This window comes from Paenibacillus sp. UNC451MF (assembly GCF_000686845.1).
In the GTDB taxonomy this organism is placed as follows: Bacteria; Bacillota; Bacilli; order Paenibacillales; family NBRC-103111; genus Paenibacillus_S.
The window spans coordinates 110,816-124,490 of sequence record NZ_KK366025.1; the positions used below are offsets into that span (position 1 = coordinate 110,816).

13 protein-coding genes are annotated in these 13,675 nt (G+C 47.2%); 2 read left to right on the plus strand and 11 right to left on the minus strand.

What is annotated here, in order from left to right:
• Positions 1 to 53: 53 nt before the first annotated feature.
• The 5 genes from BP97_RS0132990 to BP97_RS0133010 form a co-directional block, all read right to left on the minus strand.
• Entirely contained in the window at positions 54 to 1,595 is a 1,542-nt protein-coding gene (locus BP97_RS0132990) for a response regulator transcription factor (RefSeq protein ID WP_028552888.1), read from the minus strand.
• Positions 1,592 to 3,424, minus strand: a complete 1,833-nt coding sequence (locus BP97_RS0132995) for a sensor histidine kinase (RefSeq protein ID WP_028552889.1) — start codon at positions 3,422 to 3,424, stop codon at positions 1,592 to 1,594. The genes BP97_RS0132990 and BP97_RS0132995 overlap by 4 nt, the downstream gene beginning before the upstream one ends.
• 23 nt (positions 3,425 to 3,447) lie before the next feature.
• Positions 3,448 to 4,341 carry an AraC family transcriptional regulator gene (locus BP97_RS0133000; protein ID WP_197035581.1) on the minus strand — a complete coding sequence of 298 codons (894 nt, stop codon included), beginning with the start codon at positions 4,339 to 4,341 and terminating at the stop codon, positions 3,448 to 3,450.
• Positions 4,342 to 4,644: 303 nt separating this feature from the next.
• Positions 4,645 to 5,541, minus strand: a complete 897-nt coding sequence (locus BP97_RS0133005; protein WP_331281330.1) for a sugar phosphate isomerase/epimerase family protein — start codon at positions 5,539 to 5,541, stop codon at positions 4,645 to 4,647.
• Positions 5,513 to 6,322: a phytanoyl-CoA dioxygenase family protein gene (locus BP97_RS0133010; protein ID WP_028552892.1), complete on the minus strand. Its 810-nt coding sequence runs from the start codon at positions 6,320 to 6,322 to the stop codon at positions 5,513 to 5,515. The genes BP97_RS0133005 and BP97_RS0133010 overlap by 29 nt, the downstream gene beginning before the upstream one ends.
• Before the next feature lie 191 nt (positions 6,323 to 6,513).
• Between BP97_RS0133010 and BP97_RS0133015 the strand changes: the two genes are divergently transcribed.
• The gene (locus tag BP97_RS0133015) at positions 6,514 to 7,314 is read left to right on the plus strand and encodes a helix-turn-helix domain-containing protein (protein WP_028552893.1); all 801 of its coding nucleotides are present in this window, start codon (positions 6,514 to 6,516) and stop codon (positions 7,312 to 7,314) included.
• A 69-nt stretch (positions 7,315 to 7,383) separates the two neighbouring features.
• Here the strand turns inward: BP97_RS0133015 and BP97_RS0133020 are convergent, their stop codons facing one another.
• The gene (locus BP97_RS0133020; RefSeq protein WP_028552894.1) at positions 7,384 to 8,529 is read right to left on the minus strand and encodes a Gfo/Idh/MocA family protein; all 1,146 of its coding nucleotides are present in this window, start codon (positions 8,527 to 8,529) and stop codon (positions 7,384 to 7,386) included.
• Between the two features lie 150 nt (positions 8,530 to 8,679).
• Between BP97_RS0133020 and BP97_RS0133025 the strand changes: the two genes are divergently transcribed.
• A complete protein-coding gene (locus BP97_RS0133025) occupies positions 8,680 to 9,525 on the plus strand; it encodes an AraC family transcriptional regulator (RefSeq protein WP_036746990.1) in 846 nt (281 codons plus the stop codon).
• Positions 9,526 to 9,611: 86 nt separating this feature from the next.
• On the opposite strand, the gene solA is transcribed toward BP97_RS0133025, so the two are convergent.
• From solA to BP97_RS0133050, 5 genes are all read right to left on the minus strand, one after another.
• Entirely contained in the window at positions 9,612 to 10,745 is a 1,134-nt protein-coding gene (solA, locus tag BP97_RS0133030) for an N-methyl-L-tryptophan oxidase (RefSeq protein WP_036747054.1), read from the minus strand.
• Positions 10,746 to 10,911: 166 nt separating this feature from the next.
• Positions 10,912 to 11,493: a GNAT family N-acetyltransferase gene (locus tag BP97_RS38325; RefSeq protein ID WP_051621161.1), complete on the minus strand. Its 582-nt coding sequence runs from the start codon at positions 11,491 to 11,493 to the stop codon at positions 10,912 to 10,914.
• Between the two features lie 7 nt (positions 11,494 to 11,500).
• Positions 11,501 to 12,685 (minus strand): amidohydrolase, encoded by a 1,185-nt coding sequence (locus BP97_RS0133040; RefSeq protein WP_051621164.1) that lies wholly within the window; start codon positions 12,683 to 12,685, stop codon positions 11,501 to 11,503.
• On the minus strand, positions 12,685 to 13,149 hold the full coding sequence (locus BP97_RS0133045; protein WP_028552898.1) for a DinB family protein: 465 nt from the start codon (positions 13,147 to 13,149) through the stop codon (positions 12,685 to 12,687). Before BP97_RS0133045 ends, BP97_RS0133040 begins: the two co-directional genes overlap by 1 nt.
• Positions 13,130 to 13,663, minus strand: a complete 534-nt coding sequence (locus tag BP97_RS0133050) for a GNAT family N-acetyltransferase (RefSeq protein ID WP_028552899.1) — start codon at positions 13,661 to 13,663, stop codon at positions 13,130 to 13,132. The genes BP97_RS0133045 and BP97_RS0133050 overlap by 20 nt, the downstream gene beginning before the upstream one ends.
• Between the last annotated feature and the right edge of the window lie 12 nt (positions 13,664 to 13,675).

Here is a 13,675-nt window from a genome sequence, read left to right on the forward strand (position 1 = left end):
AGCTTTATTGTAAGCCGACCTCTTATGGAGCGAATACATGCGATTTGTACGGATTAAAGGGGGGGATTTTTCCTATATATGTTATGCTCTCTTGCGTACATCATTGGAGTGGTACCCACATATTTCTTGAACAATAAGCTAAAATGCTTCGTATCCTCATAGCCGACAAGCTGACTGACCTCCTGCAGCCGTTCAATGCCTCCACTCAGCAGCTCCTTCGCTTTTCGTATGCGGTAACCGGTAATATAGTCGGAGAAGGTTGTGCCTGTCTGGCTTTTAAATATGCGGGACAAGTAACCAAGGCTGATATGATGATCCGAGGCGAATTGCTGCAGGGAGATGTTCTCTTGATAATGATTGTGAATATGCTGCAGCAGCATGGGAACAAGTCCTTTAGGATTCAATTCTTTCGTAGCCATACCACAGTACAAGTCAAGCAGCTTTTCCCGCAACCATTCGGACAGCTCATCGTAACCGGAGCATCCGTTCAAACTCCGCAAATCCTCCTGCAAATCATTCAGGCTCACCATTCCGCTGCTTGAAGAAAGAAGGCGATACTTTAACGAAAATAGCATATCCTGAACAAATAGCCGCAGCTGACGTTTTGTAATACGCTTTTGACACAAGTCCTCAAGTATGAGCTTCATCATGTTCTGTCCCTTCAGTAAATCCCCTTTCTTGTAATGAACCTCCATCACACGAACTTTATCCCATACGTTCAGCAGATCCGCCTCACGCCGTTTCGTCCCTAATGTAAGAAAAGTCGGCATTCCGAAGATCGCCTGCTCCTCGATGCACTGCTTCAGTTGTATAAAAACACTGCGAAGCGATTCCAACTCCCTTTTCACACCAAAGCCCATATGTGCCTGAAGGGGAAGCTCTCTTAGCCGCTCATAAAACCGCAATAACACCGGCTGAACTCCCTCTTCTTCTGTCACTCCGGACATGGGAACAAGCAGCAATCTTTGCCGAGAGTCCAGATCAATGCATAATATCGGTGCACCTGGATAAAGGATATCGGCAAGCTGACTTTGGAGCTCATCCACGCCAAGATCTACCTCTTTCCAGCATTTGATCAGCTCCCCACTGCTTAGAGAAAGCAGTACCATTCCATACCTCTGACGGTTCACTTCTCTCCCGAACTCCGACTTCTCAGTGACTTCATCTTCAGATAACAGCATTTGGGCAAGGGAGCCTACTAACCATTCTGCCCTTCTCCTGTTCCCTTCTTCGATAAGAAGAATCGATTTATCCACTGCTTGAATCAATATCTCCTTTTTGACCGGCTTTAATAAATAATCGCCCACTCCAAACTTCATGCTCTGCCGGGCATATTCAAACTCATCATGAACACTAAGGATTATGCATTTGATCGTGGAATCCAGTTTAGTCAGCTCTTCGATCAATTCCAAACCATCGATTCCCGGCATATTGATATCTGTCAGCACAAGATTGGGGCGCAACTCGATTGCAGCCGCCAACGCATCGTCGCCATTATCAAATGCATGTATCCTATGCTTTGGGCTATAGTAGGCCAACAGCTGCTCCAGCTCCGCCAGTGCCCAGCGTTCATCCTCCACTACAAAAATATTCATAGCGCAGCCTCTCCCTCTTTATCACACTCAATGTTCTCCGTAACGAACGGTAGGATCAAGGATACAGAGGTTCCTTCACCAGGCTTGCTAGTAAAAGTTAAGCCGTACTCTTTACCGTAATACAGCTGAATTCGCTGGCGAATATTTAATAATCCAATTCCATGGGCAGCATCCTCATAGGAATTTAATGGATTGGACGTACGAAATGCTCGTTGCAGGATAACCACAGCTTTGTCGTGCATGCCCTCTCCATTGTCACGTACGGTAATCGTGAGCACCCCTTGGGTTGCAATAGCCTGGATCGTAATGCAGCCTCCCGATTTCGTTCTGCGAAGTCCATGGTTAAAAGCATTCTCAACCAAGGGCTGAAGTGTTAACTTTAGGATCGAGGCTTGGAGTAGTTCTCGCGGAATATCACAGTGAAGCTGAATCCGGTTGCCGAACCGGTGCTGCTGAATGTTAAAGTAATTGTGAATATGCTCGATTTCTTCATGCAGCGCAACCGGGTGTTGGAGATTTTTCATACTATATTGAAACAGCCCGGCCAACGATTCGGAAATTTCGGCGACCTCTTCAATGCCTCTCAAACGACTAATCGACTTCATTATGTTCAAGGTATTGTATAAAAAATGAGGGTTAATTTGTGCGTGCAGGGCTGATAGCTGCGCATTCTTCTCTGCCAGCTTCGACTCGTATACTTCGTGGATTAAGCGGGAAATACTCTCAAGCATGTGGTTATACATCCGGCTCAGCTTGCCAATCTCGTTTCGTCCGGAATATTCCATCCTATGACTGAAATCGCCCAACTCTACTCTCGACATGTTCCGCATCAGCTTGTTAAGCGGTCGCATTATTTGATGAGACAATAAGTAGGAGACCGCAGCGATCAACAGCATCGTCAGAACCCCTACCAGCAGCACAATGTCTTGACTCCTTTTTTGTTTAAGCAAAATCACATCTTTTGGAATGAGAATGATCGTATTCCAGCCGGTATATCCAGACTTGACGACCGTGTATAGGTAATCGGCCTGTCTCCAGTGCAGCTCACCTTCTGTGGCGGCTTGGGTCAAAACTCCCTGATCAAAGGCTTCTTGGGTGCTTCCGGCATTATTGTTTCCATTTTCATATATGATTCGACCCTCATCGTTCACAATCAGCACGCTCATCGTGTGTTCCATTTCATTGGCATTGGTGTTAGCCAACACCATATTGAACGCGTTTACATTGATGTCGATATTCACAAAGCCGATGATCGTCTGTGTTGGAATTTTCGTAATTTTACGTACAAACGATATCGCCTTCTCGGAACGCTGCTCATCGGTCTGTATCTCGTTTAAAGGAAGAATCACAAACGGTCGCTTGCTTAAAGAAATCGCTAAATCCCCCAGTTGATCTGGAGTTAACTGATTCGTCAGCTTCGGGTCCACCTTTTTGGAATATCGGTACAGATGATTATCCAGCGAGTAAATGGAGATGCTCTGGACGTAGGTCTTGGGATAAGAGAAATTAAATAAAATCGGATTCAGCTTGTAACCGACCACTTCTTTCTCAACAGGATCAGACGCTTTATAGAAATCAAACAGGATGCCCTGAATGGACGGATCAATCGAGATCGCAAGCGACAGCTCCTCAATGTTCTGGATGTATAAATCGATCATTTCCGAAAATTGTTTAGATATAATGTTCGATAATGAGAACGTCTGATCTTTAATATCACTAGTATTTTTGTAATAAAAAATGCCGCAGGTAATTCCAACAATGAGCAGGGAGACGAAGGAAAAGGAAATGAACATTTTCGTTTTCAGCATCTGATCATTCCAATGGCGCATAGGAGCCTCCCGGGATATATGAATCATGAGGATTCGCGGTATTTTCCAGGCGAGCAGCCAACCTCTCTATGGAACAATCGGCTGAAAAAGGCAGGGTCCTCATATCCAACGCGGCCAGCGATGGTGATGACCTTCTCATCTGTTTCCAGCAGTAGGTGCTTCGCCCTCTCGATACGAATTCGGTGAATCATATCGACCACTGTCATGCCCAGCGATTCTTTAAAAATCCGGTTCAATTGACGAGAGCTGATACTGTATAACTCGCACAGGTCAGTAATGCTTATTTTTTTATCATAGTAGCGTTCCAAATAGCCGCAAATTCGCCGGACGAGCAACTGTTTTGCGCTGCTGCGCACGTTTTCTCTTCCGCTTTGCCCTTCGGCATGACGGTATGCCCGGGACAGCAAAATAAGCAGCTCTACCATCTGAAGACGTATTAACGGTTCAAAGCCTGGCTGCCGGTTTTCAAATTCTTGGATGATCGTTTCAAGCAAAAATTGAGTGCGGGTCGCATCTTGCCCGTTCAAATTCAAGCAGCGATGAAAACGCTCTCTTTTATCTAGAAAAGGGTGCACGTAAAAATAGTCCATGGATTGGGACACGCCCAAATCCTGAAGCCAATTGCCTTGAATCAAATCTGACATGAACAGGCAGTTGATGATTTCTATTTCTTTACCCGGATTGATGCTGTATGTATGAACCTCACCCGGATTGATAATGAATACATCCCCCGAGCGGATTTCGTAGAAGTTCCCTTCAAAAACATGCTGTGCCTCGCCTCGGACAACATAAACCAGCTCGACAAAGTCATGGCCGTGCAGCAGCGGAACATGCTCATGGTCATGAAAAAAACGCCGGATCCAGAACGGAAACGACTGTTCTTTAATAAATTGGCTGCTGTGTAACTGTCTCTCCATTGGAAAACCTCCTAAAAGTTTTACAAAGTAGAACTTGATTCGAAAGCAGCTGACATGTTTCTTAAGAAAGAAAAAATACATTTTCTCTTTCTTATCGGGATTACCCATTGTATGCCCTCTACAATTATCATACGGGAAGTATCGAGATGCATCATGGTCAATTCAGACATTATTATAGCCTATTTGTACGCGAAAAAGCAGGAATACTGTCTTCTTGCAAACTTTTTTTATTTCTCGCTGTCTGACGTTGTTCAAAAAAGCACCAAGCCTGACATTACGTCGGACTGGTGCTATCTACATGCGTTACTTGGATATGCGGTTCCAAATGCTGCGGGCTTTCTCCGCAAACCATAATGACTGTGTCCAGCGATCGCTGATTTCTTCCGTTTTGGCCCCGTATTCGTCCATGGTTATTGCGTAAGGAGGAGGTCCTAATTCACATACAAAAGGAAACCGATCGTCATCGCTCGCCTGTGCAAGCCAGTGCTTCATCCCGCACTCCCACCAGCGTTCAAAATGCACCAGCATCGGATGCTCGCCGTTCTCTCCAACATTCACCTGTACCTGCTCCCCGTTAGATACTCGCGCATGAATGCATGATGTTCGGGCAAGCAGCGTTTGCAGCAGCCCTTCCGCTTCATCGCTAATCGTTCTCATTTCTCCTGCAACGACATAATGGGAGAAATCGATCGTAAGTCTCAAGGAAGGAAGGCTGTTCACATACTGCACCGTTCTCAGCAGGTCCTGTGTAATCGTCCCCCTATGGGTTTCAATAAACACATGAATGCCTGCATCCTGTGCTAAACGATCGATGTCGTACAGCAGCTTCTCCGCTTGCGCATCAATGATAAAAGGAGTCAGCACCTGAGCGTTAACATACTGAACGGTGCCTTCATAGGCTCTAAGCTTTTTTATAAATTCAGACATTTCCTCTGTGGTCTTCGGATACGCATTGACACTGAGGGTTAAGCCGAATTGATCAAGCAGTCTCTTCCATTCTTCAGCATGCGCAGGCTCCGGGATAGCGGCATTAACACCAGCAAAACCAGCATCTGCAATGCTGCGCAGCTTCGCTTCCTGACTCCAAGCAGAATCCCGATCTTCGCTGCTGTTGCGAAGACCGTTCATGGCCCACCAGGACATCTGTACATCCAATCGAGGTTTATTAGAATTAATGTGGGTAGACGGTTTGGTGTTCAATTCCACAAGGCCCCCCATCCGGATTCATCTCCAAATCAACCGGCGTTCCATCTGCGCGAAATAACGGCCGATAGTGGTGGCTTATACGTGCCGCGGATTCGTTGGCATAATGACAAATAAATGCTCTGCGGAACCGATCCTTTGATTTATTACGATAAGATCCATGAATTAAATTGCCGTTAAAAAATAACACATCGCCTTTTTCCATGATGGCAGGAATCGCTTTTTGGTCCTTGGGAGGCTTCACATAATGGTTTGTGAACGATTCGTTAGCATCCGCTTTCTCCGGACAAATGATTTCATAATGGTTCGTTTGGGGCACAACCAAGAGTCCTCCATTGTCCTCGTCGGCCGCGTCAATTGCCGTCCAAGCCGCGATACAGTTGCCAGGCTCTACCTTTAAATAAAAATTATCCTGATGGAGCGCCTGCCCCCTAGAACCTGGTGGCTTGTAATAAAACATGCTCTGTGCCGCCAACGGCTGCTCCTCGAATAAATCCGCCAGCACATCCATGACAGGCTTATGCAGCATGTAATTTTTAGCCGTTTCATTGAATCGATGCGGATGCATGACTCTCGGATACCGCTTTAAGGGGTCGTTGTTCTCATCATCCATAACAGGTTCGAAGTGACCCGGAATCGTTGTCTCACTTATTTGCTCAAAAGTACGTTCCATTTCGGCAATATCGTCTGCGCTGAACAGCCCTTTGACAATTAAAAAGCCCTCTGTTTCAAAATGCTCCTTCTGCTCTTGCGAGAGGGTTTGCAAAGCAATACTCATCTTCAACATCTCCCTTTGCGTTAATCAAGGTATGGATGATCATTTATGCTCTTAGCATAATGCAAATTGCTGTGAGGATGAAGTAACAATGATGCTAAGTAATCTTACGATCCTGCTATCCTTCTGGCAAAAGAGCCAATAATGGATTATGCTTGGAGAAACGCATTTGTTTAAGAAAGGAGCCTACGAGCATGAATTTCGATAACAGAACCTTCCGGTATGATGGGGAAGCGTACGGAATCGTGATTGCGGGGCATTTTGATAAGTCTGATACTTATGTGACCAAACGCCCTCAAGGCATGACCGACTGGCTCATTACGTATACATTAAGCGGCGAAGGATATTTTATGACCCCAGGTAAGGAGACCCTTTGCAAATCCGGGGATGTTACGCTGCTTAGAGCAGGCACTCCGCATCAATACGGTACGGTGAAGGGACAGAACTGGCATTTTGTCTGGGCTCATTTCTCTGATCGTTTCATGGAATCCAGTTTGCTTCCGGAGGCGGATATTCTTGTTCAGCCTGTTGACAATAGCTCCTCGCGCAAACGCATTTACCGTACCTTTAAAAAAATTATTAATGACTCCAGGGAACGCGGCGAGTACTGGCATGAGCTGTGCTTGAACGGATTGCGTGAAATCCTTATTTTATTGGCCCAAAAAAGTATCCAAAGACTAGACGCAAGAATAGAAGAAGCGCTCAACTATTTATCCCTTCATATGCGCAAGCCGCTTCGTATTGAAGAATTATCACGAAACATCGGCTTGTCCCCCTCCCGACTCTCCCATTTATTCAAGGAAAGCACGGGATATTCCATAATCGATACACTGAACCGGATGCGAATCCGTCAAGCCGCTCTTATGATTGAGCACACGGACCGCAGCCTGACGGAAATTGCGTTCGATGTCGGCTATCAAAACTATAATCATTTCACAAATCAATTCCGTAAGCACTACGGGGTGAATCCCGGTTCGTACAAAAAAACAACGTGAGGTAAACCAGAAGGCTTCAGCCCCTCCTATGATTAAAAAAAGAGGACGCAGTTGTGCGTCCTCTTCTTCTCACTCACCTGACACTTTAATCTCATTGCTTCCGAACCCAGTAACAGAGCGCGTCTTCTCGTAAAAATGGGTTGCGTTCGCCTGTATTCCTTCCCTCGTATAAAAAGGATCCTCCTTAGACAGCGGCAGCTGCACCCGACTTCCCGTACTGGCTGATTTATAAATGGCCGTAATCAATTCCAGTGTATTGCGGCCGCTCACTCCGTCGATCAGTATGCTGGAACCGTTATCAATTGCTTGCAGGACATTATCAATTTGCCCTCTATGTCCTAAATGCGGCAGATCAGGCAGAGCATCATACTGAGCTTGAATTTGTCGCTCCAGCTGAACATTCGGCTCAGGAAACCCGTTTTCTTTGGAGACAGAGGCTTTAACCTTCCACGGCGTGGATATGCGCGCTGCAGTCCCTTGGAAAATAAGCTGCTGTTCCTCTCCATGATGAACTACCGAGCTGGTGACTTGCCCCAGTGAGCCTCCTGCATAACGCAAAATCGCTACGGAGAGGTCTTCCACCTCCGCATTATCATGCGAGGTATTGCTCATGATGGCTTGTACCTCTTCCGGCATTCCCATCATCCACTGCAACGCATCGATATGATGGACGGCATGATTGATCGTGCAGCCGCCGCCTTCCTTCTCCCAAGTGCCGCGCCACCATAAATCATAATAGCAGTGTCCCCTCCACCAGTAGGAGTCGACCTGTGCATGAACGATCTTGCCTGCCAAGCCTTGATCTATCGTTTGCTTTAATTTCATCATTGGGTTCGTAAAACGATTTTGAGCGATCACCGATAAAATCTTGCCGGATTCCTCGGCAGCCCTGTTCATCTCATCACATTCTTGGAGGGAAGCTGCCATAGGCTTCTCTACAATGACATGAGAACCAGCCCTCAAAAAATCTTGTGTTATAAAGGAATGGGTATAAGGAGGCGTACAAACCGAGACAAGGTCAATACCCTGTCCGAGCAGATCCTTGTAGTCTTGAACGGCAACTGCATTTAAATCGTTTTTTCTTATCGCCTCTTCCGCTTTTTCCTTGAACACGTCTGCGACCGCAACAATTTGGCATCGGTCCGAGAACGCAAGATAAGCATCGATATGTGCCCTAGATATGGCTCCAGCACCAATGACAGCTACTCGTATCATACGGTTCCACCCTTCAGCTATTTGGTTGTTCATCTTAATAATAAAAGAAAGACTAATATAATTATGAAGCAATATTGTGATTTAATGTTGGGATATTGCTATAATGGAAAAAAATGATTTCGATTGAAGCGTGGAGAGTGAACGATACCTATGGGGTCCAGACCGTTTGAGTTCGATTATCAAAGAACTTCGGCTATTGCATTCAAGGAAGTATTTCACGCACATCTCCAGATGGAGTTTACCTATGTTCATGAAGGTAAAGGCAACTTGATTATCGAGGGAAAGAGCTACTCGGTGGAGCCTGGCACTCTTATGATATTTCAACCCTTTCAGCTGCATCGAGTTCAAGTCCATGTCACACCGGAGCACCCTTTTGTAAGGAGCCTAATCATGTTCGACCCGCTGCTGCTGCAGCCTTATTGGGACAACTTCCCCCAACTCAAACACTATTTTCAGTCTCTTAAGCAGCAGCAAGCGGGAGGGAGACCTCTGCATCATTTGAAAGAGTCGGATCCCCTCGTAAGCCTTATGAAACAATTTCATGAAGTCAATCATAGTCTAAGCCCCCACGAGCATCAGGAGGAGTATATGTTTTTTCTACTTAGCTTTCTTAAGCAGCTGCAGCGAATTCAACGTCAGCCTGAAGGCTCCTTCACTCACAGCTCCAAATTTTCTCACCGTGCTGAGGAAGTCATGCAGTGGATTGAGCGGCATTATCACGAGCCTTTCCGATTGGAAAAGCTGGCAAGTGAATTGCACGTATCCCGCTATCACATCGCCCACCTGTTCAAGGAGGCGACAGGAACTACCATCCTTGCATATGTCCATGCGACGAGAATCCGGCACGCCTGCGTCTGGCTTACGAAAACCTCGCTTACCATACCTGAGATCGCAGTAAGAGCGGGCATCCCTAATCCTTCTTATTTTTGTAAAATATTCAGAGAAACGATGGGAATTACACCGCACCAATACCGTTTGCAAATCCAGAAAAATTAAAGAGACGCTCGCAGGCGTCCTCAGATTGTCTAGAAAACCAATTATTCAGAAGCTGGATGAAGACGGAAGGGGATATCACCGGAGTACTAGGTGTTAAACCTTGAAAGTGCAAACGGGCTGATGTCCTGCCCCGTCTCTCCTCGTATTACAAGCTCGGATAATATTTCCCCAACCACGCTCGAAAACTTAAAACCATGACCGGAGAACCCTCCGGCTAGCCATATGCGATCATGCTCCGGATGCCTATCAATAATAAAATCCTCATCCAGGGTCATTTCGTATTTGCATACGGCTCCGCGAATTAAACGACCTGAAGCGCGGGGCATGAACTGCTCTAACGCTTGGCGTAATTCCCTTTCATCCTCAGGATAATTTCCGAACGGCTCGAAGTTCTGTCCTGGCTGCCATAGCTGGCCGGCATCATGCCTTCCAATCTTGACACCGGAGCCGTTCATGCTCGGAAATCCATAGTAACCTCCCTCAGACCCTCCTAGCGTAAATCCGGGAAATTTTGTGTAATCGAACAAAGTCTCGTCCGTTTCAAACCAGCCTACCGCTTTTCGGACAGGCTGAATAGGAAGACCAGCCAAACCATCGAGAATGCCGAACCAGGCTCCCAAGCTTACAACAACACGGTCTGCAGTAAACGTCCCGGTATGGGTATGTATCGTCACATGGCTTGCTCTTGGTTCCATTCGCACCACAGGGCTGTACGGCATGACTACTGCTCCATTTGCGACAGCCTGCTTCCGGAAGGCTCTGATACAAGCTTCGCTAAGCAGAAAGCCCGCTTGCTGCTCATACAGTCCGATATACGATTCGGGCAAGTTAATTCCGTTCCATCGGTAACGGATTTCTTCTGCACTTAGGTAATCAACTGATAATCCGTATTCTCTCGATCGTTCCCATTTACTCTTCAAACCGGAAGCCTCAGAAGAACCCATATTCAAAACACCGGAGCGTACTAATAGGGACTCGCCTGATAGGGCTTCCAATTCCGTCCACAACTGATCCGATCTTAAAGCCATGGCCGTATATGTCGGACTTCCAGGATATGCGTGTCGAAATAATCGGGTTTCTCCATGGTGACTTCCTGCCGTATGAGGAGGGTCAAATGCATCGAGCAGCAGTGTCTTCACACCTTGCTTTGCTAAATAGCAGCCTGCACTCATCCCCATCGAACCGGCTCCAACCACAATGACATCGTATGAAGTTCGAATAAATGTCACCCTCCTTCTTTGCCCATTTGCGTTAGTTCAATCATAACAATAACTCACCGTTATAAAAATACCTTTTTTATCCAATTATCCTTTTTTATTATCCATTACGATTCGATAAAGTACACAAAAGAGGAGTTCATATACAATGAACCCCTTCACTTCTTATTCAATCTACGCTATGGCTCGCTTGGCCCGATCGTAAAGCTTTGGAGGACAACTGTTCCAGAACATTTGCATGCAGCGGCATACGATAGCTTTTAACCAGTGTTTCGCCATTATAAAAGTCCTTGTCGTAGGCGCGCTCAAAGCCAAGCCTCTCATACAGCCGAACGGCCGACTGCATCAGGTCTGATGTGTGCAGATGCAAGACCGAAGCTCCTAAACTTGCTGTTCTTCTCACGCTTTCTAAGATAAGCTCCGTTGCCACCCCCTGTCCTCGCACTGAGGGAAGAACGGACAAATAGCGGATGATCGGGCTATGAATTTCCATCTCTGGTCTTCCGTAGGCCGCTTCTGACGATACAAACATTTGCATGCTGCCGATGATAACACCGTCCCGTTCTGCGATGATTGTTACGAGCGCCCTGTCGCTATCTACCGCAGCAAGGATCCCCTCCCGGTACGCTTCCCAACGAGGGGGAGACATTACGGCTTCATATTGAACATAGGATGCAAGCATCACTTGCTGAATCGCTTCCTTGTCATTTGCAGCAGCATCTCTTATCGTAATGGTGTTCAGACTCCCCATCCCCCCCTCACCTGTCCTTCTCCAAAGCTTGAACAGCGGTCAAAGCAAATAGCGCCGCACCGGGTATTAACGCCTCTTCATTCAAAGTGAATTTCGGATGATGCCATTCTTCCGTCCCGCTCGTGCCCATCCAGATGAAGCAACCGGGGACCTTCTCCTGATAGTGGGCAAAATCCTCGCCTCCGGCGGAGGGGACTGCTTCTGTGATTTTCAGCTTCAATGCTTGAGCAGCATTGCGTACGGTTTCTACAGCTGCGGCATCATTATCTACCGATGGGATGCCGGAGAACCAGCTTAACTCCGCTTCGGCTCCATAGCCTGCGGCGATGCCCATTGCGATCCGATGAAGCCGGTCCGGCATATCGTGCCTGACTTCCTGGCGGAATGTCCGGACGGTGCCGTCCAATACGGCCACATCCGGTATGACGTTCCATGTTGTACCGGAATGAAAGCTGCATATACTAACTACCGCCCGGTCAAAAGGGCTCGTATTGCGGCTGACCGCCGTTTGAATTCCTCCTACGATAGCGCTGGCCGCTACAATCGGGTCGATAGCTGCATCCGGTACCGCCGCATGGCCGCCCTTTCCATGTACTTTAATCTTGAAGCCATCTACACTGGCCATCAACGGACCGGTACTCAAGCCAATGGTGCCTACCGGCAGCTCCGGCTTGTTGTGCATGCCGAATATTGCCTCAACGCCCTCCAGAGCACCTGCTTCGATCATCACTCTAGCTCCGGTTCCCTTCTCTTCCGCAGGCTGAAATAATAAACGAACCTTACCTCGAAGCTTATGAGCATGTCGCTTTAACAATACCGCTGCCCCAAGAATAGCTGCAGTATGAAAATCATGCCCACACGCATGCATCCTCCCTGCTTCAATAGAAGCATACGGCAGCCCGGTCTCCTCTTGAACCGGCAGCGCATCGATATCGGCTCTAAGAGCCACGGTCGGTCCTTCAGAGGCACCTGCAATTTCAGCCAAGACACCAACAGGCATATCCAATGGCAGCAGCGTTATCCCTTCTTCAGCGAGAAACGCTTTAATTTTGCGTGTCGTTTCTACTTCCTGCATAGATAGCTCAGGATGACGATGCAGCTCTCGTCGGAACTCCGACAACACCGGAAACAATACCTTAGCTTCCTCCAGCCACTGCTTCGGCAGCAGCTTCAGATCACCGGCGGTACTCATCACAAGCCACGCTTAATTCGCTCAATTTGCCCTAAATGCGTTTGAACATGCTGAATAAAAGCACGAAACGAGCTTTCCAGCGTTACAGTATCTCCCTTGACGTTAACGCCTGATTTTTGCCAATCTTCAGCGCTCAAACGTTTGAACAGCAAGCTGTTATAGGTTAGCAGCGCACCAAAAACATCTAATATATCAGAAGCTGAACCCTCATTGGCTCTAGATTGGCTTACCCATGGATCCTGCTGAAAAGCAGCCAGCTGCACTTCACTTTCGGAAATAACCTTGCGAACGCGAAATGAGAATACGATGCTATGATCCGCCAAATGGGACAAAACCTCCGTCACACTCCATTTACCCGGAGCCTCCTTGCGCTTCAGCTGTTCTTCCGTAAGCCCTTCAATCGCTTCCTTTAACTGATCCAATGTTCTCGTATATGGGGCAAGATCAATGACGGTTTGACTCATGATATGTTCCTCCCAATCTCGTAATAGCTGCTTCGGCAGCGGTTAGTTTTTTTGTTAAATAAACAAGCTGATCGTCTTTGCCTAAATCCCTTTCATAAAATCGTTCATAGCCCCTTCTCTCGTACATAGGGAGCAGCCAAGGGTGCTTTTTCGAAGTAGCAAGCGTAACCCCATCAGCCCCCAAAGTGTCCCGTACGATTCGTTCTTCCACATAGGTTAGTAGAAGAGATCCCCAGCCTTGACTACTGTAAGACGGATCAACCGCGAACCAGTACAGGAAGGGGTACGGCGTCACTTCTTTAAGCGATTTGAGTGACAGGGTTGCCACAACGGAGCTGTCTTGAATCAATATATAGCAGGAATTTTCCCTGATATTCGTAGCAATCATATCCAAATCGGCGTGCACAGCTCGAAATTCAATGCCAAGCTCCCGAATCGATTCGTAAGCGCCTTGAATGACATGAAGCACCTGCTCCGCATCTTCCTCGGACGCCAATCGGTACGTGTAACTCATAGACAGCACCTC